Source organism: Burkholderia sp. RS01 (assembly GCF_039748055.1).
Lineage (GTDB): Bacteria > Actinomycetota > Actinomycetes > Actinomycetales > Micrococcaceae > Arthrobacter.
The window spans coordinates 1-25440 of the sequence record NZ_JBDLAK010000037.1; the positions used below are offsets into that span (position 1 = coordinate 1).

At 68.6% G+C, this 25440-nt stretch carries 20 protein-coding genes; 14 read left to right on the plus strand and 6 right to left on the minus strand.

All coding sequences use genetic code 11. The features are described from left to right. The first annotated feature begins 214 nt into the window (after window positions 1–214). The 8 genes from ABFP37_RS21745 (at window position 215) to hemL (ending at window position 8601) form a co-directional block, all read left to right on the plus strand. Window positions 215–1162 carry a hypothetical protein gene (locus ABFP37_RS21745; protein ID WP_347034925.1) on the plus strand — a complete coding sequence of 316 codons (948 nt, stop codon included), beginning with the start codon at window positions 215–217 and terminating at the stop codon, window positions 1160–1162. Between the two features lie 73 nt (window positions 1163–1235). Beyond that, complete coding sequence (hemQ, locus tag ABFP37_RS21750; protein ID WP_078028203.1) at window positions 1236–1937, plus strand: hydrogen peroxide-dependent heme synthase; 702 nt, start codon at window positions 1236–1238, stop codon at window positions 1935–1937. Then, window positions 1934–3175, plus strand: coding sequence for a ferrochelatase (locus ABFP37_RS21755; protein WP_347034926.1), 1242 nt, complete (start codon window positions 1934–1936; stop codon window positions 3173–3175). The genes hemQ and ABFP37_RS21755 overlap by 4 nt, the downstream gene beginning before the upstream one ends. Beyond that, complete coding sequence (gene hemC, locus ABFP37_RS21760) at window positions 3172–4170, plus strand: hydroxymethylbilane synthase (RefSeq protein WP_347034927.1); 999 nt, start codon at window positions 3172–3174, stop codon at window positions 4168–4170. Before ABFP37_RS21755 ends, hemC begins: the two co-directional genes overlap by 4 nt. Window positions 4171–4190: 20 nt before the next feature. Next, entirely contained in the window at window positions 4191–5162 is a 972-nt protein-coding gene (locus ABFP37_RS21765) for a uroporphyrinogen-III synthase (RefSeq protein WP_078028070.1), read from the plus strand. A gap of 10 nt (window positions 5163–5172) precedes the next feature. Beyond that, window positions 5173–6153, plus strand: coding sequence for a porphobilinogen synthase (gene hemB, locus ABFP37_RS21770; RefSeq protein WP_078028069.1), 981 nt, complete (start codon window positions 5173–5175; stop codon window positions 6151–6153). Continuing rightward, window positions 6153–7256 carry an LLM class flavin-dependent oxidoreductase gene (locus tag ABFP37_RS21775; RefSeq protein WP_078028068.1) on the plus strand — a complete coding sequence of 368 codons (1104 nt, stop codon included), beginning with the start codon at window positions 6153–6155 and terminating at the stop codon, window positions 7254–7256. The genes hemB and ABFP37_RS21775 overlap by 1 nt, the downstream gene beginning before the upstream one ends. Before the next feature lie 25 nt (window positions 7257–7281). Continuing rightward, the gene (gene hemL / locus ABFP37_RS21780; RefSeq protein ID WP_347034934.1) at window positions 7282–8601 is read left to right on the plus strand and encodes a glutamate-1-semialdehyde 2,1-aminomutase; all 1320 of its coding nucleotides are present in this window, start codon (window positions 7282–7284) and stop codon (window positions 8599–8601) included. Between the two features lie 112 nt (window positions 8602–8713). On the opposite strand, the gene ABFP37_RS21785 is transcribed toward hemL, so the two are convergent. The 4 genes from ABFP37_RS21785 to ABFP37_RS21800 form a co-directional block, all read right to left on the minus strand. Continuing rightward, window positions 8714–9556: a MetQ/NlpA family ABC transporter substrate-binding protein gene (locus ABFP37_RS21785; protein ID WP_078028066.1), complete on the minus strand. Its 843-nt coding sequence runs from the start codon at window positions 9554–9556 to the stop codon at window positions 8714–8716. A 141-nt stretch (window positions 9557–9697) separates the two neighbouring features. Beyond that, window positions 9698–10360: a methionine ABC transporter permease gene (locus ABFP37_RS21790; RefSeq protein ID WP_347034935.1), complete on the minus strand. Its 663-nt coding sequence runs from the start codon at window positions 10358–10360 to the stop codon at window positions 9698–9700. A 5-nt stretch (window positions 10361–10365) separates the two neighbouring features. Then, a complete protein-coding gene (locus ABFP37_RS21795) occupies window positions 10366–11436 on the minus strand; it encodes an ATP-binding cassette domain-containing protein (RefSeq protein ID WP_078028064.1) in 1071 nt (356 codons plus the stop codon). A gap of 334 nt (window positions 11437–11770) precedes the next feature. Then, window positions 11771–12481: a 3'-5' exonuclease gene (locus ABFP37_RS21800; RefSeq protein WP_078028063.1), complete on the minus strand. Its 711-nt coding sequence runs from the start codon at window positions 12479–12481 to the stop codon at window positions 11771–11773. A gap of 109 nt (window positions 12482–12590) precedes the next feature. Between ABFP37_RS21800 and ABFP37_RS21805 the strand changes: the two genes are divergently transcribed. From ABFP37_RS21805 to ABFP37_RS21815, 3 genes are read left to right on the plus strand one after another with little or no spacing between them, the layout of a single operon-like run. Further along, complete coding sequence (locus tag ABFP37_RS21805; protein WP_347034928.1) at window positions 12591–13007, plus strand: MGMT family protein; 417 nt, start codon at window positions 12591–12593, stop codon at window positions 13005–13007. Next, window positions 13004–16396, plus strand: a complete 3393-nt coding sequence (locus ABFP37_RS21810; protein ID WP_347034929.1) for an ATP-dependent DNA helicase — start codon at window positions 13004–13006, stop codon at window positions 16394–16396. The genes ABFP37_RS21805 and ABFP37_RS21810 overlap by 4 nt, the downstream gene beginning before the upstream one ends. Then, the gene (locus ABFP37_RS21815) at window positions 16393–19902 is read left to right on the plus strand and encodes an ATP-dependent DNA helicase (RefSeq protein WP_347034930.1); all 3510 of its coding nucleotides are present in this window, start codon (window positions 16393–16395) and stop codon (window positions 19900–19902) included. The genes ABFP37_RS21810 and ABFP37_RS21815 overlap by 4 nt, the downstream gene beginning before the upstream one ends. 83 nt (window positions 19903–19985) lie before the next feature. On the opposite strand, the gene ABFP37_RS21820 is transcribed toward ABFP37_RS21815, so the two are convergent. Then, entirely contained in the window at window positions 19986–21338 is a 1353-nt protein-coding gene (locus tag ABFP37_RS21820; protein WP_347034931.1) for a phosphotransferase, read from the minus strand. A 153-nt stretch (window positions 21339–21491) separates the two neighbouring features. Here ABFP37_RS21820 and nudC point away from each other — a divergent pair, with 153 nt between their 5' ends. The 3 genes from nudC to ABFP37_RS21835 are packed head-to-tail and all read left to right on the plus strand — an operon-like array spanning window position 21492 to window position 25328. Continuing rightward, on the plus strand, window positions 21492–22544 hold the full coding sequence (nudC, locus tag ABFP37_RS21825; RefSeq protein ID WP_347034932.1) for an NAD(+) diphosphatase: 1053 nt from the start codon (window positions 21492–21494) through the stop codon (window positions 22542–22544). Window positions 22545–22584: 40 nt separating this feature from the next. After that, window positions 22585–24717, plus strand: coding sequence for an ATP-dependent DNA helicase UvrD2 (locus tag ABFP37_RS21830; RefSeq protein ID WP_347034933.1), 2133 nt, complete (start codon window positions 22585–22587; stop codon window positions 24715–24717). Further along, complete coding sequence (locus ABFP37_RS21835) at window positions 24717–25328, plus strand: M48 family metallopeptidase (protein WP_078028056.1); 612 nt, start codon at window positions 24717–24719, stop codon at window positions 25326–25328. The genes ABFP37_RS21830 and ABFP37_RS21835 overlap by 1 nt, the downstream gene beginning before the upstream one ends. A gap of 6 nt (window positions 25329–25334) precedes the next feature. Here ABFP37_RS21835 and ABFP37_RS21840 read toward each other — a convergent pair. Continuing rightward, a partial coding sequence (locus ABFP37_RS21840; protein WP_347034936.1) for an integrase core domain-containing protein occupies window positions 25335–25440 on the minus strand: 106 nt, incomplete at its 5' end.

Consider the following 25440-nt stretch of genomic DNA (forward strand, 5'->3'; position numbering starts at 1 on the left):
ACAACACCCCCCGGATCATTGACGACTGGGGGCGGCAATCATGCCGGGGGCGGCAGGCCAGCACACCCTCATCCTGCAACAGGAACGGGCTACGAAAAAGGTAACGGGGGGATTCTGGCGCCATCCCGTCCGCTTTCAGGCCGCCCGCGATACCTGCTGGCGGGCCTGTCCGCAAGTTTTCCCCCGTGCGATTTTCTGTCTAGGGTCTCTAAGTATGGTCATTCAGAAGTCCGATAACTTTCGTACGCTGACTGGTTTCCATGGGGGTCTTCGGCGCGGCACGGCAGCAGCTGCGCTCGGAGCGGTGCTGGTCATATTCGCAGGGGTACCTGCATCCAACGCTCTTACGCCCGACTCGCCGGCGGAGCCGGACGGCGGCACCTCGGCGGCAACAGGCCTGACTGCCGGCGTCCCGGGTGTGGCCGACCTCGGCGCTTGGGCGGCCGCCGCTCTGCGGACGCAGGCCCCAACGGCCACGGCCACGGCCACCGCCACTGCCACTGCCAAGCCTTCGCCCGCCGCTCCGGTGCCCTCGGTTCCTTCCCCTTCCCCTTCCCTGCCCTCGCCCACGCTCCCGACGCCGACGCTCCCGTCGGTAACGGTGCCCGTGCCATCGGCGCCCGCGCCGTCGCCGGCCGTCTCGCCATCCGGGACCTCGGCGCCCGTCCCCGCACCGGCGTCCTCCGGTCCGGCCCCTTCGCCAGCCGCCAGTCAGGGCGGTACGGCGCAAGCTGCAGGCTCCGGCGCGGCCCAGCCGCTGCCCTCCGGCGCAAGCCAGACGGCAGCAGCGCCTGCCGCGGCATCCCCCGGGGCAGGCGCCACCCCGGCAGGCGGGGCCACCGGCGGCCCCGCTGCCGGCCCCCGGCGATCCGGCGGGGCCGGTTCGGTTGCGGACCTCTCGGCGCTGTCCTCTGCCCCTGGCTTCGGGGGACGCTCCGTCCCTGGAATCGCGTCCGGGGTATGGGGCTCGGCGGGCTTGTCCGGCCCGATGAACGTGGCTTCCGCCGACTCGCTGTACAGCACCCGCGGGCCTGCTGAGAGTGCCGTTCTCGCTGCGGCGCCCGGCGGCGCGGTCTCGCCGCTGGTCTGGTGGGGTGCCGGACTGCTGGTCCTGGCGGGCGCGGCCGGCATTGCCGTGGTCAGAATCCGCCGGTCCCTGTGAAATGCCCCACTTCTACGCTCTGTAGAAGTGGAGTTTTTCGACTTGGACGCATGGAAGGGGCAGTATGGTATCCATGAGCCACACTCCTGCCGAATCTGTCACTAAAACCGAAGAATCAGCCGAGCAGTTCTTCACCCTCTGGACCGTATTCAAGCGCTCCGCCGAGGTCCTCCGCAGCGCTGATGCTGCCGACGATTTCGACGCCTTGATTGCGCGCCTGGCCGAGGGCGGAGTGACCCATCGCGGAAGCTACGACGTCTCCGCCATGCGGGCCGACGCCGACGTCATGGTCTGGCTTCACGGGCCAAGGCCCGAGGCCCTCCAGCAAGCCATCCGCGACATCCGCCGCAGCAAGCTCTTCGCGGGAACCGACCTGGTGTGGTCGGCCATGGGCGTCCACCGTGAAGCGGAGTTCGCCAAGAACCACACCCCGGCCTTTTCCCGCGGCGTCGAGCCGGCGGAATGGCTTTGCGTGTACCCCTTCGTCCGGTCCTACGAGTGGTACCTCCTGCCGGAGGACGAGCGTGGCCAGATGCTGCGCGACCACGGCATGCTGGGCCGCGACTTCCCCCAGGTCATTTCCAACACGGTTTCCTCTTTCGCGCTCGGCGACTGGGAATGGATCCTCGGCCTCGAGGCCCCCGAACTCGTTGACCTGGTGGACCTGATGCGCCACCTCCGCTCCACCGAGGCCCGCAACCACGTCCGCGAGGAGATTCCGTTCTACACGGGCCGCCGGATCACCGCCGGGGAGATTGCCGAGGTCCTGGCATGAGTCCGCTGAATCCGCAGGACCCTGCGGCGGCGGTGAACCCCGTGACCGAGGCAGGCAGGATGGCCCCCAAGGAGTACGACGCCGTGCTGCTCGCCTCCTTCGGCGGTCCCGAGGGCCAGGAAGACGTCATCCCGTTCCTCCGCAACGTCACACGCGGCCGCGGCATCCCCGACGAACGGCTTGAAGAGGTCTCGCACCATTACCGCGCCAACGGCGGCATCAGCCCGATCAACCAGCAGAACCGGGAGCTCAAGGCGGCCCTTGAGGCCGAGCTCGCTGCGCGGGGCATAGCGATGCCGGTGCTGTGGGGCAACCGGAACTGGGATCCCTACATCCCGCAGACTCTCCAGGACGCTTACGACGCCGGGCACCGCAAGCTGCTCATGGTCACCACGAGCGCCTACTCCTGCTACTCCAGCTGCCGCCAGTACCGCGAGGACATCGGCATGGCGCTCACCGAAACGGGCCTGGACGGCCGGCTGGAAGTGGACAAGGTCCGCCAGTACTTCGACCACCCGGGCTTCGTGGAACCCTTCATCGAAGGCACCGCGGCGGGAATAGCCGACGTCCGTGCGCAGCTGGCTGCCGCCGGAAACCCGGATGCGCCCGTGCACGTCCTGTTCGCAACGCACTCCATTCCCACCCGCGACGCCGAGGCGGCCGGACGGTCGGCCGACGAGCCCCGCCAGTTCGCCGAGGACTCCGCGTACGTGGCCCAGCACCTGGCCACCGGCGGAGAGGTCATGCGGCGGGTGGAAGCCGAATCCGGACTCGCGGCTCCCTGGTCCCTCGTGTACCAGTCACGGTCCGGCGCCCCCCACGTGCCTTGGCTTGAACCGGACATCAATGACGCCATCGCGGACCTGTCCAAGCAGGGCGTCAAGGGCATCGTGATTGTGCCCCTCGGCTTCGTCAGCGACCACATGGAAGTGGTCTGGGATCTTGACACCGAAGCGCTGGAGACGTGCCGCGAACTGGGACTGGCCGCAACCCGCGTGCCGACGCCCGGAACACACCGCCGCTTCGTTGAAGGGCTCGTGGACCTGATCTGCGAACGCACGGTCGCCAACAACATCAGTGACCGCCCGGCGGCCACCGACCTGGGCCCCTGGTACGACGTCTGCCGTCCCGGCTGCTGCGCCAATTTCCGGGGCGAGAAGCCCACGATTGCCGGCGCGGACACCACGGTGGGCGCCGGTCACGACGCCTACCCGGCAGGGGGAGAGGACGCCCGATGACGGTCCGGATCGGAACCCGCGCGAGCAAACTCGCACTGACCCAGACGCAGCAGACGGCGGACCTGCTGGCCGCCGTCGGGGGCTTCCCGGTGGAGCTCGTGCACATCAGGACCGACGGCGATGTCCTTACCGGGTCGCTGTCCCAGATGGGCGGCACCGGCGTTTTCGTGGCGGCGCTCCGCGACGCGCTGCTCCGCACCGAGTGCGATGTTGCCGTGCATTCGCTCAAGGACCTGCCCACGGGCTCGGCCGCGGGGCTGACTCTCGCCGCAACCCCCCGCCGCGTGGACGTCCGCGACGTCCTGTGCGCCCGCGACGGGTTCAAGCTGGCCGATCTTCCGAAGGGCGCGCGGGTGGGCACCGGCTCGCCGCGCCGGGCGGCGCAGCTCCGCGCCGTCCGTCCCGACCTGGACATCGTGGATATCCGCGGCAACGTGGACACCAGGCTCGGCCGGGTTCCAGGGCTGCCTGGCAACACGACCGAGGCCGTGGTGGACGGAAAATCGTGCGACCTTGACGCCGTGGTACTGGCTGCCGCGGGCCTCGAACGCATCAGCCGGCTGGACACGGTCACCGAGTTCCTCGAGACGGACATCATGCTTCCGGCCGCGGGCCAGGGATCGCTGGCCATTGAATGCCGCACGGCCGACGCCCCGCGCCGGGCCGGTTCCACCGAAGGCTCGCAGGGCGTGCTCGCGCAGGCCCTGTCAGCGCTGGACGATCCCGACACCCGGCTCGCGGTCACCGCCGAACGGGCGCTGCTGGCCCGGCTCGAAGCCGGCTGCGCCGCTCCCGTGGGTGCATACGCCTACCGGAAGGGCAGCATGCTCCACCTGGAAGCCGTAGTGTGCGCAGTGGACGGCACCGCGTCCGTGCGTGACAAGCGGGCCACCGACGGCCTGACCGAAGTGGGCGCGACCCTGCTGGGGATCGAACTCGCCGAGGTTCTCCTGGCCGCGGGCGCTGCGGATATCGCTGACCTGACTGCGTCCTGACCGTCGGCGGCCATCGGCTCATGGGACAGGTGAACCGGCAGGGTCCGGAAGGCAACCCCGCCGGACTTCCAGGCGCGCGGCGCCCGCTCGAGGGGGCCCGCATCCTCATCACGCGGAACCCGGACCGCGCGGAAACGCTCGCGGCGGAACTCCGGCTGGCCGGAGCCGAACCGCTCCTGCTGCCGCTCACCGACGTCGAACGTGCCAGGGACCAAGACGCCCTCGATGACGCTTTCGACGCCTTGGGTGCAGGGCGTTTCGCGTGGCTCGTGGTCAGCAGCGCCACCACCGTCCTGGCGCTTGCAGAGACAGCCGCGGCGCGAACTGTGGCCCTCAGCGGGTGGATTCCGCAGTCAACCCGCGTGGCAGCAGTGGGGCCGGCGACCCTGGACGCCCTGCAGTCCGCCGGGATCACCGTGCATTTTGTCCCCAAGCGGGGGCACTCGGCCGCCGGGCTGGCGGCCGAGTGGCCGGGCGGACCCTGTGACGTCCTGCTGCCGCAGGCTGACATCGCGGCTCCCGCCCTGGCACGGGGGCTCGAGGCGAAGGGCGCCCGGGTCCGGACCGTGGTGGCCTATCACACGGTGGACTATCCGGCCGCGCGGGACCGCCGCCTCGCGTCGTCCGCCATGAACACCGGTGCCGGGAGCGGCAGCTTGCCGGTGCTCACACCCGACGCCGCCAAAGGAGCGGTAGCGTCCGGCGGCGTGGCCGCCGTCGTCGCCGCTTCGCCGAGCGCTGCGCGCCGCATTTCCGCCGAGCTCGCCCCGCTGGGGGCCTGCCGGTTCGTGGCGATCGGAAAAGCAACGGCTGCCGAGGCAGAAGGCCGGGGCCTGACGGTGGCGGCCACAGCGCGTGAAGCCACGCCGGACGGCCTCGTGGACGCAGTCATCCGTGCACTGCACCCCGAACCGGACAAAGCCCCGGCCGCCGGCACCCGTTCCCATAGCGGGTCCCCAGACATCCATTCATCAGCACCAGGCACCCAGTGAAGGACAGGACATGAGTTTTCCGCAGCACCGCCCACGGCGGCTCCGCACCACCCCCGCTATGCGCAGGCTCACTGCCGAGAACAGGCTCGCTCCCGCGGAGCTGATCCTGCCCGCGTTCATCCGGGAAGGCCTGACGGAACCAAACCCGATCGCCTCCATGCCGGGCGTGGTCCAGCACACCACGGAGACGCTCAAGCGGGCCGCCGCGGAAGCCGTGGAACTCGGCGTCGGCGGCATCATGCTGTTCGGCATACCGGCCGTCCGGGACGCCGAGGGAACGGCATCCCTGGACCCCGACGGCGTGCTGAACAAGGCCATCCGCGATGTCCGGGCCGAGGTCGGCGACGAACTCGTGGTGATGAGCGACGTTTGCCTGGACGAGTTCACGGACCACGGACACTGCGGCGTCCTGGACAGCGACGGCTATGTGGACAACGACGCCACCCTGGACATCTACGCAAGGATGGCGGTGGCACAGGCCGACGCCGGCGCGCACGTGCTGGGACCCTCCGGAATGATGGACGGCCAGATCGGCGTCATCCGCGACGCGCTCGAGGACGCCGGCCACGTGAACACCGCGGTCATCGCGTACGCCGCCAAGTACGCCTCCGCGTTCTACGGCCCGTTCCGGGAAGCCGTCGATTCGCAGCTGAAGGGGGACCGCCGGACCTACCAGATGGACGCCGCCAACCGGCGGGAAGCCATCCAGGAAGTGGAGCTGGATCTCGCCGAAGGGGCGGACATGGTGATGGTCAAGCCGGCCATGAGCTACCTCGACGTCCTGGCCGACGTCGCCGACATGAGCCCCGTCCCGGTGGCCGCCTACCAGATCTCCGGTGAGTACGCCATGATCGAGGCGGCGGCCGCCAACGGCTGGATCGACCGCCGTGCAGCCATCACCGAATCGGTCCTGGGCATCCGCCGCGCCGGAGCCAATATGGTCCTCACATACTGGGCGAGTGAGCTCGCCGGCTGGCTGAAGGAGTCCTGATGCCGGAGTCCGCCGCATCACCAACCGCAGCGTCGCCCACTGCCCCGGTGGGGCCGGACGAGATCCACCTGGGCCTGAACACGTTCGGTGACGTCGGCGTCGGGAGCGACGGTGAGCCGACGCCGCATGCCCAGGTGCTGCGCGAGGTGCTCGAGCAGGCCGTCCTGGCGGACGCCGTCGGGCTCCATGCCTTCGGCGTGGGGGAGCACCACCGCCGCGACTTCGCAGTGTCCGCTCCTGAGGTGTTCCTTGCCGGCGCCGCAACCCGGACCTCGCGGATCAGGCTCGGTTCCGCTGTCACCGTGCTGAGCTCGGACGATCCCGTCCGGGTCTTCCAGCGGTTCTCCACTGTGGACGCACTCTCCGGCGGCCGCGCGGAAGTCATGCTGGGCCGCGGCTCGTTCATCGAATCTTTTCCGCTGTTCGGCCTCGACCTGGCGGACTACGAGGTCCTGTTCGAGGAGAAGCTCGGGCTCTTCGACAAGGTGCGCGCGCAGAAGCCCGTCCACTGGGAGGGCCGCACGCGGCCGCCCTTGACCGGGCTGAGCGTCTTCCCGCCCCTGGAACACCACCTGCTTCCCACCTGGATCGGCGTCGGCGGCACGCCGGAGTCGGTGCTGCGCTGCGCGGAGTACGGCTATCCCATCATCTTCGCCATCATCGGCGGCCAGCCCCGCGCCTTTGCCCCGCTGGTCAACCTGTACCGCGAGGCGATGGCCAAGTACGGGCACCCCATGCAGCAGATCGCCACCCATTCGCCGGGGTTCATCGCCGACACCGACGAGGCAGCCCGCGAAGAACTCTTCCCGCACTGGCTCGCGCAGCGGAACCGGATCGGGGCCGAGCGCGGCTGGGGTCCCGGCAACCGGGGGGAATTCGACGCCATGTGCGGCCCGGAGGGTGCCCTCTACGTGGGCTCACCCGAGACGGTGGCGCAGAAGATCGCCCTGCTCAAACGGAACCTGGGCGTTGACCGCTTCGACCTCAAATACAGCAACGGGACCCTTCCCCACAGCTCCATGATGCGCTGCATCGAACTGTTCGGCACCGTAGTGGCACCCCGGGTGGCCGAGCTGCTGTCCGGGCCGCGGCCCGCCGACTGAAAGAATAGGAACCATGACCTCCAGCATGCCTCGCAACGAGGAACTCTTTGACCGCGCCCGCCAGCTCATGCCAGGCGGCGTCAATTCCCCGGTCCGCGCCTTCGGATCGGTGGGCGGCACGCCCCGGTTCATGGTCTCGGCCAAGGGTCCGTACCTGACCGACGCCGACGGCAACGAATACGTTGACCTCGTCTGCTCCTGGGGCCCGGCACTGCTCGGCCACGCCCACCCGGCCGTCCTCGAAGCCGTGCACGCCGCCGTCGACCGCGGCCTGTCCTTCGGCGCCTCGACGCCTGACGAAGCTAACCTTGCGGCGATCGTCAAGGAACGGGTGTCCGCCGTCGAGCGGCTGCGCATGGTGTCCACCGGCACGGAGGCCACCATGACGGCGATCCGGCTGGCCAGGGGCTTCACCGGCCGCAACCTCGTGATCAAGTTCGCGGGCTGCTACCACGGCCACCTTGACGGACTGCTTGCCGCGGCCGGCTCCGGCGTGGCAACCCTGGCCCTGCCAGGTTCGGCAGGGGTCACGGCCGCCACTGCCGCCGAAACGCTCGTGCTGCCCTACAACGACCTCGGCGCCGTCGAAGCAGCCTTCGCCGAGCACGGGCCCAACATCGCCGCCGTGATCACCGAGGCGGCACCGGCCAACATGGGCGTAGTCACCCCCGGCGACGGCTTCAACGCGGGGCTCTCCCGGATCACGGCCGCCCACGGCGCGCTGCTGATCATCGATGAGGTCCTCACGGGGTTCCGCACCGGCTACTCCGGCTACTGGGGGCTCACGGGCGGGGCAGCGGACGCAGCCGAGAAGTGGAGCCCGGACCTGCTCACCTTCGGCAAGGTGATCGGCGGGGGCATGCCGACGGCGGCCCTCGGCGGCCGCGCCGACGTCATGGACTACCTCGCACCCCTCGGGCCCGTCTACCAGGCGGGCACGCTGTCCGGGAACCCGGTGGCCATGGCTGCCGGCGTGGCCACCCTCACGCACGCCACGCGGGACGTCTACGCGTTCGTGGACGCGCGCTCACTCGAGCTCTCGTCGGCCCTTTCCGCAGCCCTGGACGGGGCCGGCGTCGACCACTCGATCCAGCGCGCCGGAAACCTGTTCTCGGTGGCGTTCGGCACGTCGGAGCGGGGCGTCCACAACTACAGCGACGCGCAGAAGCAGGACGTTTTCCGCTACGCGCCGTTCTTCCACTCCATGCTGGACTCCGGCGTGTACCTCCCGCCGTCCGTCTTCGAGGCCTGGTTCCTGTCCGCCGCACACGACGACGCCGCCATGAACCGGATCTTCGAAGCGCTGCCTGCCGCGGCTGAAGCTGCCGCCGCCGCGAAGGCCTGACCCGCCGTCGTTCCTCAGTCCTGCACCGCAGGGCGAAGCGACCCGCATTAAACAACTCTGGCACCCGCCGCGGCGGGTGCCAGAGTTGTTTAATGCCGTTGTGCTGCCCGGCCTAGAAGGCGGGAGTCACGTCACCGTTGGGCCATTCCTTCTCGATGAAGGCCTTGACCTCGGGGGAGTGGAGGAGCTCCTCAAGCTTCTTGATGCGGGCGTCGTCCTTCGACTCCGTGCGCCAGGCCAGGAAGTTGGCGTACGGGTTGTCCTTCGTGGACTCCACTGCCAGTGCGTTGTCGGTGCTGAGGCCGGCCTTGAGGATGAAGTTGCCGTTGATCAGCGCCAGGTCCACGGAGGGGTCCTTCAGGTCGTTGATCAGCAGTTCCGGCTGGTTCTCCGAGAACTTGAGCTTCTTCGGGTTCTGCGCATCGGTCAGTGCGACCACGGAGCTGTCGTCCTTGATGTCCTTTACCAGACCTGCCTTTTCCAGGACGCGGAGCGCACGGACCTGGTTGGAGGGATCGTTGGTGATGGCAACCTTGGCGCCGTCCTTGATGTCCTTGATGTCCTTGACCTTCTCGGAGAAGGCCGCGTACGGCTCGATGTGGACTCCGGCACCGTGGCCGAAGTCGTAGCCCTTGGTCTTGACCTGGTCATCGAACCACGGCTGGTGCTGGTAGTAGTTGGTGTCCAGCGAGCCGTCGCTCAGGGCGGTGTTGGGCGTCTGGTAGTCCTCGATCTCCTTGATGTCCAGCTTGAGGCCGGCCTTCGGGGCGAGGTCCTGGTTGATGAATTCGAGGATCTTGGCCTGCGGGACCGGGCTGGCCCCGACGCTGAGGGTCGCGGGCTTGGCCGGATCCAGGGTCTGGGTTGCAGAGCTGGGCGCGGGCGAACCGCCGCAGGCGGTCAGTGCCAGGGCGGTGACGATGCCGGTGGCGAGGAGGGTTAGTGATTTACGCATCGGATGCGTTCCTTTCGAAATAGCCTGGATCCCGACGGCGTGGCCGGTGGATCCGTTCAGATGCAGAGAGCGGCTACTCGCTGCGTGAAGTCTTGGCGGTGTTCCGCCTTCTGGCGGTGTTTGTTACCGGTGGATTGTTGGTTACCGGTGGTCGAGGCTCCGGGAGATCCACTCACCCGTGAGCTGGATGACCTGGACCAGGACGATGATCAGCACGATCGTGACGATCATGACTGTGACATCGAAGCGCTGGAAGCCGTAGTTGTAGGCCAGCTTTCCCAGCCCGCCGCCGCCGACGAGGCCGGCCATGGCGCTGTAGCCCACGAGGGTCACCACGGTGGTGGTTGCTGCGGCCACGAGTGCGGGCAGGGACTCAGGCAGCATGACCTTGTTGATGACCTGCATCCTGGTGGATCCCATGACCTGGGCGGCATCGATCTTGCCGTGGTGGACATCCCGGAGACAGGCCTCAACGAGGCGGGCAAAGAACGGAATGGTTCCGATGGAAAGCGAGACTGAGGCAGCCACCGGGCCGAGGCTCGTGCCCACCAGGAGCCGGGCCAGGGGGATCAGGGCCACCATCAGGATCGCGAAGGGGATGGACCGCGTGATGTTGACCACGATGTCGCTGACAATCCTGTTGACCACGGGCATGGGCCGGAGCCCGCCCGGGGCACTGGCGTGCAGGAAGACGCCAAGCGGCAGTCCGACGAGGACGGTGAAGAACCCCGAGATCCCCACCATCTGCAGGGTTTCAATGATCGCCTCGGGGAGGGCCTTGGCGATGACCGGGTTGCTGAAGATTTCGTTCACTTGAGGTCTCCCGTCTCGGCGGCGAAGTCAGGCGTTCCGGACGGAAAATCATCCGGGTCGGACGGAACGACGGCGGCGTCCACCACTTTCGCGCTGATCCCGCGATCGCGGAGGTACTCCACAACGGAGGCATGATCGACGTTGTCGGCCAGCTGGACCCGCAGGTGCCCGAACTGCTGGCCGCCCAGAGTTTCCACGCTTCCTGCGAGGACATTCAGGTCGATGTCAAAGTGCCGGGCGACGCCTGTGAGGACGGGTTCCTTGGCGCTTTCGCCGGAAAAGAGGATCTCCAGCACGGGGCCGGCCTGGAGCGCACCCTTGATCGGTTCCGAGGCTGGCAGCGGAAGGAGGGCCCGGGCGAGCTTGCTGTCGAGTTCGGCCGCTACCTCCGCCAGTTCGCCAGCTTCGACAACCCGGCCCTTGGCCAGGAGTGAGACCGAGCCGCAGACGCGCTTCACCACGTGCATCTCGTGGGTGATGATGAGCACGGTGAGCTGAAGGCGCCGGGTGAGGTCCTGGATGAGGTCCAGGATTTCATCGGTGGTGGCCGGGTCCAGGGCGGACGTCGGCTCGTCGCACAGCAGGACGTCGGGATCGGACGCCAGGGCGCGCGCGATGCCGACCCGCTGGCGCTGGCCACCGGAGAGCTGTGACGGATAGGCGTTCTCGAAGCCCTCCAGCCCCACGAGCTTGAGCAGCTCAGCCACCTTCGCCCGGATCTGGTCCTTGGGTGTCTTCACCAGCTCCAGCGGATGGGCCACGTTGCCTGCCGCGGTCCGGGAATCCATCAGGTTGGCGTGCTGGAAGACCATGCCGATCCGGCGTCGCGCCGCACGGATTTCGGAGTCGCGCACCGAGCTGAGCTCAGTGCCGTCGATGTTGACCGAACCTGACGTGGGGCGGTCCAGCAGAGTCAGGCACCGTACCAGCGTGGACTTCCCGGCTCCCGAATGGCCGATGATGCCGTGGATAGAGCCTTTGGGGACCGAAAGGGATACCCCGTCGAGGGCCACCACTTCCTTTTTCCCCTGACGGTAGACCTTGCGCAGGTCGGTAACTGTGATCATTTATCCTCAGGCGGTAGGGCTTGGGCAGGGCATAGCACAAGCGCGCTTCTGAACTAAATTATGTCAGCGCCGAGAATCTGCATCCACTTCCGAAGAATGTTCGGCATGGCGCGCTTTCTGCCGCATCCTCAGCGGACGGGGCCGTGCTGCGGGGCCGTGGTGGACGGACTGCGCCGCCCTTGCTGAATTGCTGCCGGGCTGTGAGTCCGCTGAGGCTTAGGCCGCGGACTGTGATCTTTGTCCCAGCGCCGCCGCGTGGAGACACTGCCGCGGGCCGGCCCGCCGCCTCCTGCGCCGGGTGGAACCGGACTGTAGAGGCTGCCGGAAGCGGCCCCTAGAAATCGCCCCGGCTGGCGTCTTCCGGGGGCAGCACCGGCCAGTCGCCCTCGATGACGGCGGCGGGCTTGGTCTTGCGGAGGTACTGCTGGAAGTCGGCCGCCTGGCTGACGGCCCAGTCCACCTGCAGCTGGTGCAGGTGGCTGGCCGGCAGCCTGAGCTTCGGGAACTTGCCCGCCATGGCGTCGAGCATGCGAAGGGTGGCCAGGGCGTCGGCGGCGGAGGTGTGCGCGTTCTCGAGGTCGACGCCGTACTCTTCGCAGAGTGCCGTCAGGGTCCGCTTTCCCTTGCGGTAGCGGTCGACCTGCTTGTTCATGATGTAGGGATCCAGGACCGGAAAGCGGCTCAGCTGCGGTACGCCGTAGCGAGCGGATTCGGCGGCCAGGACGGTGAAGTCGTAGCTGGCGTTGAAAGCGATGACCGGGACGCCGTCGTCGAAAAGTTCCTGCAGCACGGCCGCGAGTTCCCTGGTGACCTCCGGCGCCGGCCGGCCGTGGCTTCGCGCATGCTCAGTGGTGATTCCGTGGACTTCGCTGGCCTCCGCCGGAATCTCAATGCCCGGGTCTGCCAGCCACTCGTGTTCGCGGATGACATTTCCCGAGGCATCCACCAGGGTCACAGAAGCCGTGACGATCCTCGCGGCGCGGGAGTTGCGTCCGGTGGTTTCGAGGTCGAAGGCGGCCCGGGGGAGGGTGTTCCAAGTGCTCATGGCTCCACGCTACCCGGTGGCACCGACAGTTTTGGCGCACGCCCCGGGCCTGTCGGCGAGTCCGCGCGCCGGGCCCGCTGCGCCGACGGCCGGCCGCTAGTCTGGAACGATGCGGACGGAGTATGTGGAGGCGGTGCTGGCTGTCGTTGAGCTTATTCCGTCCGGCTCGGCGGTGGCATACGGGGACGTCGCCGAACTTCTCGGAGCCGGCGGTCCGCGCCAGGTCGGCTCCGTGATGCGCCACTATGGTAGCGCGGTCCCGTGGTGGCGGGTCCTCAGGGCCAGCGGCCTGGCGCCGGAGGGACTGGAAGCCGAGGCCCTGCAGTTCTACCTGCGGGAGGGAACGCCGCTGCGCGGCGATTTCCTCCGGTTCGCCCGGACGGGCGATGGCCGCTGGCGGGTGGATCTGCCTGCGGCGCGGTGGGCGCCCTCCGACGCCGATTTTGCCGCCCTGGACGCCATCTCCGAACAGCTGGAAGCGTCGCTGCCAAGATTGTCAGTGCCGGATGATGGAATGTCTCAGTGACCGCAACAATCACCCAGTCCCACACCCTCTCCGCGACGGCCGGGCGCCAGGATCAATCCGCCGGCGCGCCGGTATCCCCCGGGTCCGGCCTCCGGCTTCTGCCGCCGCGCCAGGTCCACAATGCCGTACCGGTGCTGTCCGCGGATCAGCGCGCCGCTGTCGAAGTCCCGCACGGGGCCGGACCGGTGCTGGTGCCCGGCGCACCGGGCACCGGGAAGTCGACCGTCCTCATCGAGGCGGCGGTCCGCAGGGTCGAGGCGCACTCGGTTGACCCCGAACGGATCCTCATCCTTGCGCCCGGCAGGCTGGCCGCGGACACCCTGCGGGACCGGTTCACGGCACGGCTGAACCGGAGCCTGAGCACCACGCCGGCCCGCACCTGGGCGTCGTATGCCTTCGACCTGATCAGGCGCGCCAAGGCGGAAGGCATCCTGCCGCTGCCCCGGGCGCCCCGCCTCCTCTCCGGTCCCGAACAGGACCTCATCATCAAGGAGCTGCTGGACGGTCACGCACTTCCCGGCCTCGGGCTGCCGTGGCCTGCCGATCTCGACGCCGCGCTGCCCACCCGCGGCTTCCGGCAGGAAGTCCGGCAGCTCTTTGACCGGATCATCGAGTCCGGCCGGACCGCCGAGGACCTTGCTGACCTTGGACACGAATGCGGCCGCCCCGACTGGACCGCCGCCGCGGCCCTGTATGCCGAATACCGCGACGTCCTCGATCTGCGCATGCCCGAGGCCTTCGATCCCGCCGGGATCATCACTGCCGCGCGGCAGCTGTTCCAGGATTCGCCGGCGTTCCTGGCGGCGGAACGGGAACGCCTCCAGCTCATACTTGTTGACGACATCCACGAGGCCAACCCCGCGGTCTTTGAGCTGCTGGCCGATATCGCCGCGGGGAAGGACGTCTTCGTGGCGTCGTCCCCGGACACGGTTGTCCAAGGCTTCAGGGGCGCCCGTCCAGACCTCGTCGCCGAGCTTCCCCGCTTGCTGGGAGGGGACGGCCAGGACGCACTGGAAAGGCCGCTGCGGTACGCCCACCGGCACCGGCCCGCCGTGGCGCAGGCGTGGCTTGGCGTTGCGGACCGGATCTCGCTGCGCGCGGGCGGGAAACTGGCCCGCCGGCTCGATCAGTGTCCCGCTGAAGACGCTGCCGGCGAACACGCCCACCGCCGGCCCGACACCGGCGACCCCCGGGTCCGCCCCGCAGGCAACTCCGGCGGGACCGTCGAGGCACACCTGCTGCCGTCGGCTGTCCATGAGTTGCGGTACGTTGCCCAGCGGATCCTTGAAGCCCAGGTCAACGACGGCCGTGAACTGGCGGACATGGCCGTCATCGTGCGGAACGGCGGCCAACTGAGCCAGCTGCAGCGTTACCTGTCGGGCCAGGGAATCCCGGTGCGGATTCCCGTGGCGGAGTCGGCTGTCCGCGACGAAGTGGCCGTTCGTCCGTTACTGGACGCGTACGCCGTGGTCCTTGATCCGGACGTCCTCACCCCGGAATCCGCGGTGTCGCTGCTGACGTCCCGGATCGGCGGAGCAACATCCCTGGAACTGCGCAGGCTGCGCCAGTCCTTGCGCCGCGAAGAGATCCTGGGCGGAGGCGGACGCTCCAGCGACGCACTGCTCGTGGAAGCACTTCTCGAGCCCGGCGCCCTCGGTTCCCTAGGGATTGAAGGACGGTCGGCGCGGCGCGTTGCCCGGATGATCCAGGCCGGCCGGAGGGCCACCACCCTGCCTGGCGCCAACGCCGAAACCGTCCTCTGGGCCCTGTGGCACTCGACCGGTCTTGCCGCAAGCTGGACGGCCGCCGCACTGTCCGGAGGGCTCGTGGGGGCCAGGGCGGACCGCGACCTCGACGCCATGATGGCCCTGTTCCATACCGCCGAGCGCTACGTCGACCAGATGCCGGGGTCCGGGCCGGATCAGTTCCTCGAGTACCTGCTCAACCAGGAGCTCCCCATGGACACTCTCGCGGCCCGCGCGCAGGTTGACGACGCCGTCGAGCTCATGACGCCTGCCAGCGCCGCCGGACGGGAATGGCCGTTGGTCATTGTTGCCGGACTCCAGGAGGGCGTCTGGCCGAACACCCGGCTCCGGGGGGAACTGCTCGGGAGCACGCTCTTCGCCGATGCCGTTGAACACGGGGTGGAGTACGCACTCCAACGGGGTCCGCTCAGCCGGCTCAGGGAGATCCGGTACGACGAACTCCGGAGCTTCTCGACCGCGGTGTCCCGGGCCAAGGAAGTGCTGATTTGCACGGCCGTGGCTTCCGAAGACGAACAGCCGTCTTCATTCCTGGATTACGTGGCCCCGCTCATGCCGGACCAGGACGCGAGGGGATTCACGCCGGTGGAGAGGCCGATGACCCTCAGGGCACTTGTGGCCGAACTGCGCCAGCACGCGCAGCTTGCTGACCGGTCCGCTGCGGAATCGGACGAGGCCGTCCGTGTCCTGGCCCGCCTGGCCATGGCGGATCCGCCCGTGCCCGGAGCGCACCCGGATACCTGGTGGGGTCTGGCCCCGCTGTCCTCCGAGGAGCGGGTGGTGCCCCCCGGCGGGACAGTCTACGTTTCGCCCTCCAAGGTGGAGTCCGTCCAGAAATCGCCCCTGGACTGGTTCGTCCAGGCTGCAGGCGGTGAAGCGGCCACAGATTTCGCGAGAAGCCTCGGCACGCTGGTTCACGCGATCGCCCAGGACCTCCCTGACGCCTCCGGGGCCGAATACCTCGCCGAACTCGTAAAGCGGTGGCCGTCCCTCGGCATGAAAGACAACTGGGAGGGAAAGCTGGATTTCCGGCGCGCCGAAGCCATGGTCCGGAAACTGGCGCAGTACATCCTTGCCATGCGCAGCGACGGCAGGCGCCTTGTCGGCGTGGAGCAGGACTTTGAGGTGCCGCTGACCGAAACCGCCGCTGATCCGCTGCCGGACGGCGCCGCAGGTGACGCCCCACGATCCGCTGTCCTGCGCGGCCAGGTGGACCGGCTCGAGATTGACTCCCGCGGACGGCTGGTGATTGTGGACCTCAAAACAGGAAAAAGGCAGCCCGGCAAGGCTGAGCTGGGCCGCCATCCGCAGCTTGGCGCGTACCAGGCCGCGGTCCTCGCCGGTGGCTTCAGCAATTCCGTGGGCGTGACCGGGGACGCCCAGCCCGGCGGTGCGGTGCTTGCCCAGCTGGGAACCACCGCCAAGAGCCCGGGCGTCCAGCACCAGGAGCCCCTTGATCCGGGGGAGAACTGGGCGCTGGACATGGTCAAGGAGGCAGCCGACGTGATGTCAGGCCGCGAGTTCGAAGCCAGGCACGATCCCGCTAAAAGCGGATTCGGCGGCCACGGCTGCCGCCTTCCGGAGGTGTGCCCCCTGTGCGCACGCGGCAAGCAGGTTACCGAATGAGCCGCCCCGCAGACGTCCCGGCCCCCAGGTTCAGCCCCGAAGAGCTGTCCCTCCTGCTCGGCGAGAAGAACCTGCCCACCGCCGAACAGTCGGCCATCATCTCCTCGCCGCTGACCCCCAGGCTTGTCATTGCCGGGGCGGGATCGGGCAAGACCGCCACCATGGCCGACCGCGTCGTGTGGCTGGTCGCCAACGGCTGGGTAAAGCCGGAAGAAGTCCTCGGTGTCACCTTCACCCGCAAAGCCGCGGGTGAACTGGCAAGCCGCATCCGGGCGAAGCTTGCGTCGCTGCAGCGGATCGCGGAAGCCGACGCCGGCAACGCGCTGTTCCCGGCCGGCCTGCTCAGCGCCGACGCGCTGGAACCGAAGGTCTCCACGTACCACTCGTTTGCCAGCGGCATCGTGTCCGACTACGGCCTGCGGCTCGGCATCGAACGGGACGTCGTCCTGCTGGGCGGCGCCCAGGCCTGGCAGCTGGCAACCGAGGTCGTCGAGGCGTTCGACGGCGACTATTCGCATTTCCGGGTAGCCAAGTCAACGCTCGTCAAGGCCGTCATTCAGCTCGCCGGTGAGTGCGCGGAGCATCTCCAGGACCCGGCCGAGGTTCACGACTGGCTCATGCAGCGGCTGGCCGAATTCGACGCGGTGCCCTATGTGGCAGAGACCAAGAAGAACCCGAGCCAGGCCGCCGGTGAACTGGGCGCCATGCTGCGCACGCGGGCCAGCGTTGCGGAGCTCGTGGGCCGGTACTCCGAGGCCAAAAGGGGCCGGGGGGCCCTCGACTTCGGCGACCTCGTGGCGCTCGCCGCCAGGGTGGCCCGCGAGATTCCCCTCGCCGCGGAGATGGAACGCCAACGCTACAGGGTGGTGCTTCTGGACGAATTCCAGGACACATCGCACGCGCAGTTGGTCCTCTTCTCCAGGCTGTTCGGAGACGGCCACGCCGTCACGGCCGTAGGCGACCCCAACCAGTCCATTTACGGCTTCCGCGGCGCGTCCGCCGGCCAGCTGTTCCACTTTGTCAGCGAATTCCCGGTCCGGCTGGATGACGGGGAGGAAGGGCAGGCCCGGTTTAGCCCGGCCCCAACCTCCTACCTGACCACCGCCTGGCGGAACGGGCGGAACATCCTGGCGGCGGCCAACGTCATTTCGGCTCCGCTGAGCGCCGCTGCCGCTCAGGCGGGTCCCGCCGGAGAACGGGCTTCAGCCGCGTCCGTCGAGGTGCCGCCGCTGCAGCCCAGTCCGGCCGCAGTTCAGGGCCGGGTAATCCTTGGACGCTTCGCCACGGACGAGGACGAAGCCGCCGCCATCGCACGGGACCTGCTCAAATACCGGGTCACCGATTTCGAGCCATCAACAACTGCAGCACCTGTTCCGCCGGCCATGGCAGTGCTGTGCCGCCGCCGCGCCCAGATGGAGTGCATCCGGCGGGAGTTTGAGGCCCAGGGCATTCCCTATGAAATCGTGGGTCTCGGCGGCCTGCTGGACACGCCCGAAATCGTGGACCTGGTGGCGACGCTCCGGGTCCTCGCCGACCCCGGCAGGTCGGATTCCCTGATGCGGCTGCTCGCCGGTGCACGCTGGCGGATCGGCACCGCCGACCTCATGGCGTTTCGAGACTGGTCGGCGTTCCTTGCGCGGCGCCGCGGACAGAGCGCGGCCGATGCCGCGGCCGCGGGCGGGACGGACGAGCCGCCCGTCGGCGTCGTCATCGAGGGTGACCTGACCGATGCGTCCAGCCTCGTTGAAGCCCTGGACTGGCTGCCCAAGGAGGGCTGGACGTCAGCACACGGCCGCACGCTGACAGCCCCCGCCCGGGAACGGCTGCACAGGCTGGGCACGGAACTCAGGCAGCTGCGCGGACTGCTGGGGGAGGACCTGACCACGCTCCTCGGGGAGGTGGAGCGAGCAATGCTGCTCGACATCGAGGTTGCAGCCCGTCCCGGGTTCAGCATCCACCAGGCGCGGAGGAACCTGGATGCGTTCCAGGACGCGGCCGCGGGATTCCTGCAAACGTCCCACCGCGTGGACGTCCTCGCATTCCTGTCATGGCTCGAAGCCGCAGCCGCCGAGGAAGGCGGCCTGGACGTTCCCCCGGCAGACGTCAACCATGAGGCTGTCCAGCTGTTGACCGTGCACGCATCAAAAGGGCTCGAATGGGACGTGGTCTTTGTTCCGGGCCTCAACGCCGGAGCCTTCCCGAGCAGCCGTGATTCCCGGTGGAGCAGCGGTTCCGCTGCACTGCCCTGGCCCCTTCGCGGCGACCGTGCCGACCTTCCGCAATGGGATATCGACCAGCCGGACCAGAAGGGGTGGCTGGACGCCGAGAAGGACTTCAAGGGCGCCGTCCAGGCCCACGGCGAAGCCGAGGAACGGCGGCTGGCCTATGTCGCCTACACGCGGGCCAAACACGTCCTCTGGGTTTCCAGCGGAGCGTGGGTCGGTGGCCGCAGCGGAATGGCGGAGATGTCGCCGTTCCTCGCCGAGCTGGGGCCGCTCGCCGGCATCGGAACCGCCGGAGGCGCCCGTCCGGCACAGGACGCCGCAGCCGAGATCCACCCCGGCTCGGTGGAGGAGGAATCCCTGCCGGACGAAAGTCCCCTGACGCGCGACCTTGAGGTCGCAGTCTGGCCGTACGATCCCCTCGAGGGCCCTGTTGACCCGCGCACCGGCAAGCGGCTCCGGCTCGTTCCCGGCCGGCGAGCGGCCATGGACTCCGCCGCGGTCCGGCTGCGGACCGAAATATCGGCCATCCGGGAGCTGGCCTTCGAGGGAGAGCCGGAGCAGCCGGATCCCGCGGACCGGCCGCGAACTCCGCTCCGTCCCTACGCCGCCGGTTGGGCGCGGGAGGCCGCCCTGCTCCTGGAGCGCCGCGCCCGCCGTGCTCAAAGCCGGGACGTCCACCTGCCCGGGCACATTTCCGCGTCCACGCTCGTTGACCTCGGGGAGGATCCCGGGGCTGTCCTGCAGCGCCTCCGGAGACCCGTCCCGCGCGAACCGGGGATGTCAGCCCGCAAGGGCACGGCGTTCCATGCCTGGGTCGAGGAGTACTTCGGAACAGCAGGCATGCTGGACATCGATGAAGCCCCCGGATCTGACAACCACATCGACGAGGCTTACGGGCTTGAGGACATGGTGGCCACGTTCAGGGAATCCCCCTGGGCACACCGGTCTCCGGCCCACGTCGAGGTGCCGGTCGAAACCCGCATCGGTGAAGTCGTGGTCCGCGGACGGATCGACGCCGTATTCCGCGACTCCGACGGCTGCTGGGACCTAGTGGACTGGAAGACCGGCAGGCGGCCGTCGTCCGGGCAGCTGAAAACGAAGAGCGTGCAGCTGGCTGTCTATCGGCTGGCCTGGGCGCGGCTCAAGGACGTGCCGCTGGACGAGGTGCGGGCCGCTTTCTATTACGTTGCGGACAACCAGGTGGTCCGCCCCCATGACCTGGCGTCGGGGGCCGAACTGGAGAGCATTGTCGCGGCAGCCCTTGCCGCACCGCGGCCCTAGGCGTGGGAATCACACCCTTGACCCTAGGACCATTGACCCTTAGGTCCCTTGGACTTAGGCCCCTTGGACCTCGAGTCCTCGGATCAGGGCGCCTTGGCGTCGACGATGTTGATGGCTGTGGTGGAGGTGTCATCGGCGGAAAGCGGCGTGGGCTGCGTCGCTGCCTCGGCGTCGTCCGGGTGGTCTTCTGCGTCCGGGCCGGACTGTCCGTCCACGCTTCCGTCACCGTCGATGCTTCCGTCCGCGTCCACGGTGTCCGGAACGTCCCCGGCGGCCGGAGCGTCCGGTGCATTGGAGGTTGCGTCCTCGTCAGCCGGGATGGGCATGACGTGCACGGCCGGCATCGGCTCGGAGACGTCGGTGTTCGCCGGTGCGGCAATCAGCTCGGCGGAAACCGGACCGGCGGAAACCGGCTCGACCGGAATCGGACCGACCGAAACCGGGCCGGCTGAAGCCGGGTCCGGCGCTGCGGAACCCGGTGCAGCCGGTGACGGCAGGGGCTCCACGCTGATGGGCTGCCCGCCGTGCTCGGCGATGTCGTCCGCCAGCGTGGCCAGCATGCCTTCCGCCTCGGAAATCATCTCGGCGTCAGCGGCTGCAATTCCCTTGACAAGGTACTGCGCCAACGCGAATTCCGCGGACAGGGCCGCCCTTCGGAGCAGATGGCTGTCGGGCGCGTCGCGCCGGTGTTCGGTGTAGTGGCGCACCACGGCTTCAACGAACTCATGCTCGTTGGATGCCACGAGCCAGGCAAGGTCGTCGGCGGGGTCGCCGATTCGCAGGTCGGTCCAGCCGGTGACGGCCGTGACCCGGTCCTCGTCGACGAGCAGGTTGTCCTCGTGAAGGTCGCCGTGGACCACGCACGGATTGAAGCGCCACAGTGACACGTCTTCCATGGCGTGCTCCCAGCGGCGGAGAAGCAGGGGCGGAATCTTTCCCGTCGTTGCGGCCATGTCGAGCTCGTTCAGCCTGCGCTGGCGGAACTCATTGGGGGTGTAGCTCGGCAGGTCGGCGTTGCTGACCAGGGCACGGGGCAAATCATGGATGGCGGCCAGGGCAGTTCCGATTTCCTTGGCCAGTTCCTGGGACCCCGCAGTCAACTCCTCCACTGTGCGGGTGGAGCCATTGAGGTGGGAGTACACGAACGTGCTCAGATTCTGCTGGCGGACGGTCCCGGCCACGGTGGGCATCAGGAAGGGAAGCTCCGCCCGGATGGCGGGGGCGAAGGCGCGCAGCACCAGGAACTCCGTCTCGAGCCGTGTGCTCGCCTCCGCATGCCGGGGCGAACGGACCCGCCAGCGCTTTCCCTCGGAGTCGAGCAGGAGAGCCGAATCAAAGTCCGCCGGATCGTCCGGTGCGGAACTCACGGCGGTCGGGCTCAGTCCGGGGACTGCCGCGGTTGCCACAGCTGCCAATTCGATCGGTTCTCTTCTCACGGTTCCACGGTAGATTGACTCGCGTTCAAGACGGCGATGTGTCGCGGCGAGTCTTGAGATCCAGCCGAAATATGAGCCGGCCGCTGTCCAAAGCGGGCCGCCCGGCGCCTCCTGGAAATGTGAATTGTCACCCCGAGTCAGTACGGTGGATACATGAGTCATGCGGAGGCCGCTGCGCCGGTCAGTCAGCAGTTGGGCAAGGCGCCGGAAAATCAGCTGCCCAAGGGTGATTTGGCGGCCAACCACCTTTTCGACACCGTGCTGCCGGTGCGCCCGGCCCTGGTGAACCGCGGATCAGTTGAACGGATGAAGCCCAACCTCGTCGAAGACCTCGTGGCACGCGGCGGCACGCAAGCCATGGTCCTGTCCGGCAGGCACGCCGTCATTCATGACGACGCCCTCGTCCTGACCGATGCCGCCCGGCTGCTGGACCGGCTCCGCAGTGCGGATTCCGGGCCCTCGCTCATCGTCTACCTCGGCTCTGCCCTGGAGAATTCGGATCTCCCGGCAGGGACTGAGATCCTGCTGTTCATCCTGCCCGCCCCGGTCGATCCCGGCACCGCAGGACTCCCCGCGGGCGCCACCTGGGAAGGATTCCGCGACGTTGCCGCCCGGCTGGACCCGACCCATACGGCCCTCTTCGTTGAGGCCAGCGCCATCGCCAACTGGCATGGCAGCCACACGCACTGCCCCAGGTGCGGCGCCCAGACCACCGTGGAAACCGGCGGATGGGTCCGGCGCTGCCCGGAAGACAACTCCGAACACTATCCCCGGACTGATCCCGCGATCATCGTCACCGTGGTAGGACCGGACGGGCGCCTGCTCCTTGGCGGCGGCGGCCCGCTCGATGCAAAGAACTACTCAACACTTGCCGGCTTCGTGGAGCCGGGGGAGTCGCTCGAACAGGCCGTGGTCCGCGAAATTCGCGAGGAAGTGGGCGTGCGCGTCAGGGCCTGCCAGTACCTCGGATCCCAGTCCTGGCCCTTCCCTGCATCACTCATGCTCGGTTTCACCGCCGTCACGGATGACTCCGAGGCAAAGCCCGACGGCGTTGAGGTCACCCGGGCCCGGTGGTTCAGCCGGGAGGAACTCCAGAACGCTGTGCTGAGCGGCGAGATTGTCATTTCCACCAGGCTGTCCATCGCCCGGTCGCTGATCGAACACTGGTACGGCGGCGTTATCCAGGACCGGCCCGCCGACGAATGACCGGGACAACCCCATCCATCCCATCGACTGAGCAGCAGAAGTGACTACAGAAATTCCTGACGGCAACGACTCCCTGGAGGACCGCATCCTCGGCGGCCTCGACGCCGAACAGCGGGAGGTGGCCAGCACCCTGACCGGCCCGCTCTGCGTTCTCGCGGGGGCCGGAACCGGCAAGACCCGTGCCATCACGCACCGGATCGCCTACGGAGTGCATTCCGGGGTATACAGTCCGCAGCGGCTGCTGGCGGTCACCTTCACGGCACGTGCTGCCGCGGAAATGCGCAGCAGGCTGCGTGACCTCGGCGTCGGCAACGTCCAGGCCCGGACGTTCCACGCCGCGGCGCTTCGGCAACTCCAGTTTTTCTGGCCGCAGGCTGTCGGCGGGACACTGCCAAACCTTCTGGACCACAAAGCACAGATGATCGCCGAGGCCGCCCGCCGGCTGCGGCTCAGCACGGACCGGGCGTCCATAAGGGATTTGGCGTCGGAGATCGAGTGGGCCAAGGTGTCCATGCTGACGCCGGCCAACTATCTGGAGAACGCCCAGGACCGGGGCAACCCCGGAGGCTTCGACCTCACCGCCGTCGCCCGGGTCTTCCAGTCGTACGAGGACGTCAAGACCGACCGCAACGTCATCGACTTCGAGGACGTCCTGTTGATTACCGTGGGCATCCTCCAGGAAGACCCGAAGGTCGCCGCCACGGTCCGGGAACAGTATCGGCATTTCGTCGTGGACGAGTACCAGGACGTGTCCCCGCTGCAGCAACGCCTCCTGGAGCTGTGGCTGGGCGGCCGGGATGAACTGTGCGTGGTGGGCGATGCCAGCCAGACCATCTATTCGTTCACCGGCGCGTCCCCCCGCCATCTGCTCGGCTTCAAGGCCCTGTATCCGAACGCCAACGTGGTCAAGCTGATCCGCGACTACCGCTCCACGCCCCAGGTGGTAAAGCTGGCCAATGACCTCCTGGCGGCCCGCCGCAGCGGAGGCCCGGCCGCGGACGCCGCGTGGGCGGCGCCGCTGAAGCTGGTTGCGCAGCGGAACGCCGGACCGGCGCCGCAGTTCACCGAGTGCTCGGACGACGAAGCCGAGGCTGCCACAGTCGCCGCCAAGATCCGCGGCCTGCTCGACGCCGGCACGCCGGCCAGCCAAATCGCCATCCTGTTCCGCACCAACGGGCAGTCCGAGGCCTACGAGCAGGCGCTGGCCTCCGCGGGAATCGGCTACCAGCTGCGCGGTGGCGAACGGTTCTTCGCCCGCAAGGAAGTGCGCGACGCCATCCTCCAGCTGCGCGCGGCCACCCGCGCCGTCGCGGAGTCCGCGCCGCAGCCGCTGGGCCAGCTCGTCCGCGACATCGTTGCATCGCTGGGGTACACGGACGCCGCCCCCCACAGCGGAGGCGCGCTGCGCGAGCGCTGGGAATCCCTGGCGGCCCTGGTGGCCCTGGCGGATGAGCTCGTGCTGAGCCGCGGCCCGCAGTTCAGCCTCTCGGACTTCGTCAACGAGCTCCAGGAGCGGTCGCTGGCCCAGCACGCGCCCACGGTGCAGGGCGTCACGCTGGCGTCACTGCACGCCGCAAAAGGCCTGGAGTGGGATGCCGTGTTCCTGGTGGGGCTGAGCGAAGGGCTCATGCCCATTTCGTTCGCCGATACTCCGGAGGCTGTGGACGAGGAACGCCGCCTGCTGTACGTCGGCATAACCCGTGCGCGCGAGCACCTGGCGCTGTCCTGGTCCACCGCGCGGACACCGGGCGGCCGCGCCAACCGGAAACCGTCACGCTTCCTGGACGGACTCCGGCCCGACTCCGTGGCAAGTTCCAGCGCCCGCGGCAAGGGACCGTTGCCCAAGCGGAAGGCAGCCACGCCCGCGTCCTGCCGGGTCTGCGGCAGCATGCTGGCCAGCGGCGCCGAACGGAAGGTGGGCCGCTGCAGCCAATGCCCGCCCACCTACGAGGAGCAAACCTTCAACGCGCTCCGGGAGTGGCGCAAGGAAGTCGCGTTGTCGGCCGAAGTTCCGGCCTTCGTGGTCTTCACCGATGCAACCCTCACCGCGATTGCTGAGGCGCGGCCGGCGTCGCTCGAGGAACTGGCCCGCCTCGCCGGCGTCGGCCCCTCCAAACTGGAGAAGTACGGCGAAGCCGTCCTGGCGGTCCTGGTGGAAAGCACCACGCTCTGATGCCCGGCACACCGCAGACGACGCACGACGGCGCCCCCGTTGTGGTGCGCCGGTCGGGCCGCCGGCGCCGCACCGTTGCCGCCTTCTGGGAGAACGGCACGGCGGTTGTGGCGATCCCCGCCCACTTCAGCAGGGCCCAGGAAGCCGAATGGGTGCGGCGGATGCTGGAGAAGCTCAGGACCCAGGGCGACAAGAAGTCCAACGGCTCGGGCCGTCGCCCCTCGTCGGATGCCGCCCTGGCCGGCCACGCCGCCCACCTCTCGGCAACATACCTGGGTGGCAGGGCCCGGCCGACGTCGGTCCGCTGGGTCAGCAACCAGAACTCGCGTTGGGGTTCGGCCACGCCCGCCGACGGCTCCATCCGGCTTTCGGACAAACTCCGTCCCATGCCGCAGTGGGTCATCGACTACGTGCTGCTCCATGAACTGGCGCATCTGCTCGTGGCCGGTCACAACGCAGCCTTCTGGAAGCTGCTGGAGGCTTACCCCGAGACCGCACGCGCCAAGGCGTTCCTGGAGGGCGTGGCGTTCGCCACGGCCCGCGGGTTGCCCGCCGACGGCCAGCATGGGCTGGCCGACGACGCCGGCCAGCCCGCCGCCGTCGGCCCCTAGCTGTACTCAGCCAGTAGGTTGGTTGCACCTGCTGATGGGTGGCTTGCCTCCGAGGCTGCCGTGGGGCCGGTGGTTGTTGTAGAAGTTTAGCCATGGCTGCAGGGCGTCGGTG

Coding starts and splice junctions, on each gene's coding strand:
- ABFP37_RS21835 (WP_078028056.1), top strand. CDS start 24,717: ATGCCCGGCACACCGCAGACGACGCACGACGGCGCCCCCGTTGTGGTG.
- ABFP37_RS21800 (WP_078028063.1), bottom strand. CDS start 12,481: ATGAGCACTTGGAACACCCTCCCCCGGGCCGCCTTCGACCTCGAAACC.
- ABFP37_RS21815 (WP_347034930.1), top strand. CDS start 16,393: ATGAGCCGCCCCGCAGACGTCCCGGCCCCCAGGTTCAGCCCCGAAGAG.
- ABFP37_RS21755 (WP_347034926.1), top strand. CDS start 1,934: ATGAGTCCGCTGAATCCGCAGGACCCTGCGGCGGCGGTGAACCCCGTG.
- hemB (WP_078028069.1), top strand. CDS start 5,173: ATGAGTTTTCCGCAGCACCGCCCACGGCGGCTCCGCACCACCCCCGCT.
- ABFP37_RS21805 (WP_347034928.1), top strand. CDS start 12,591: ATGCGGACGGAGTATGTGGAGGCGGTGCTGGCTGTCGTTGAGCTTATT.
- ABFP37_RS21785 (WP_078028066.1), bottom strand. CDS start 9,556: ATGCGTAAATCACTAACCCTCCTCGCCACCGGCATCGTCACCGCCCTG.
- ABFP37_RS21795 (WP_078028064.1), bottom strand. CDS start 11,436: ATGATCACAGTTACCGACCTGCGCAAGGTCTACCGTCAGGGGAAAAAG.
- ABFP37_RS21775 (WP_078028068.1), top strand. CDS start 6,153: ATGCCGGAGTCCGCCGCATCACCAACCGCAGCGTCGCCCACTGCCCCG.
- hemL (WP_347034934.1), top strand. CDS start 7,282: ATGCCTCGCAACGAGGAACTCTTTGACCGCGCCCGCCAGCTCATGCCA.
- hemQ (WP_078028203.1), top strand. CDS start 1,236: ATGAGCCACACTCCTGCCGAATCTGTCACTAAAACCGAAGAATCAGCC.
- nudC (WP_347034932.1), top strand. CDS start 21,492: ATGAGTCATGCGGAGGCCGCTGCGCCGGTCAGTCAGCAGTTGGGCAAG.
- ABFP37_RS21765 (WP_078028070.1), top strand. CDS start 4,191: ATGGGACAGGTGAACCGGCAGGGTCCGGAAGGCAACCCCGCCGGACTT.
- hemC (WP_347034927.1), top strand. CDS start 3,172: ATGACGGTCCGGATCGGAACCCGCGCGAGCAAACTCGCACTGACCCAG.
- ABFP37_RS21745 (WP_347034925.1), top strand. CDS start 215: ATGGTCATTCAGAAGTCCGATAACTTTCGTACGCTGACTGGTTTCCAT.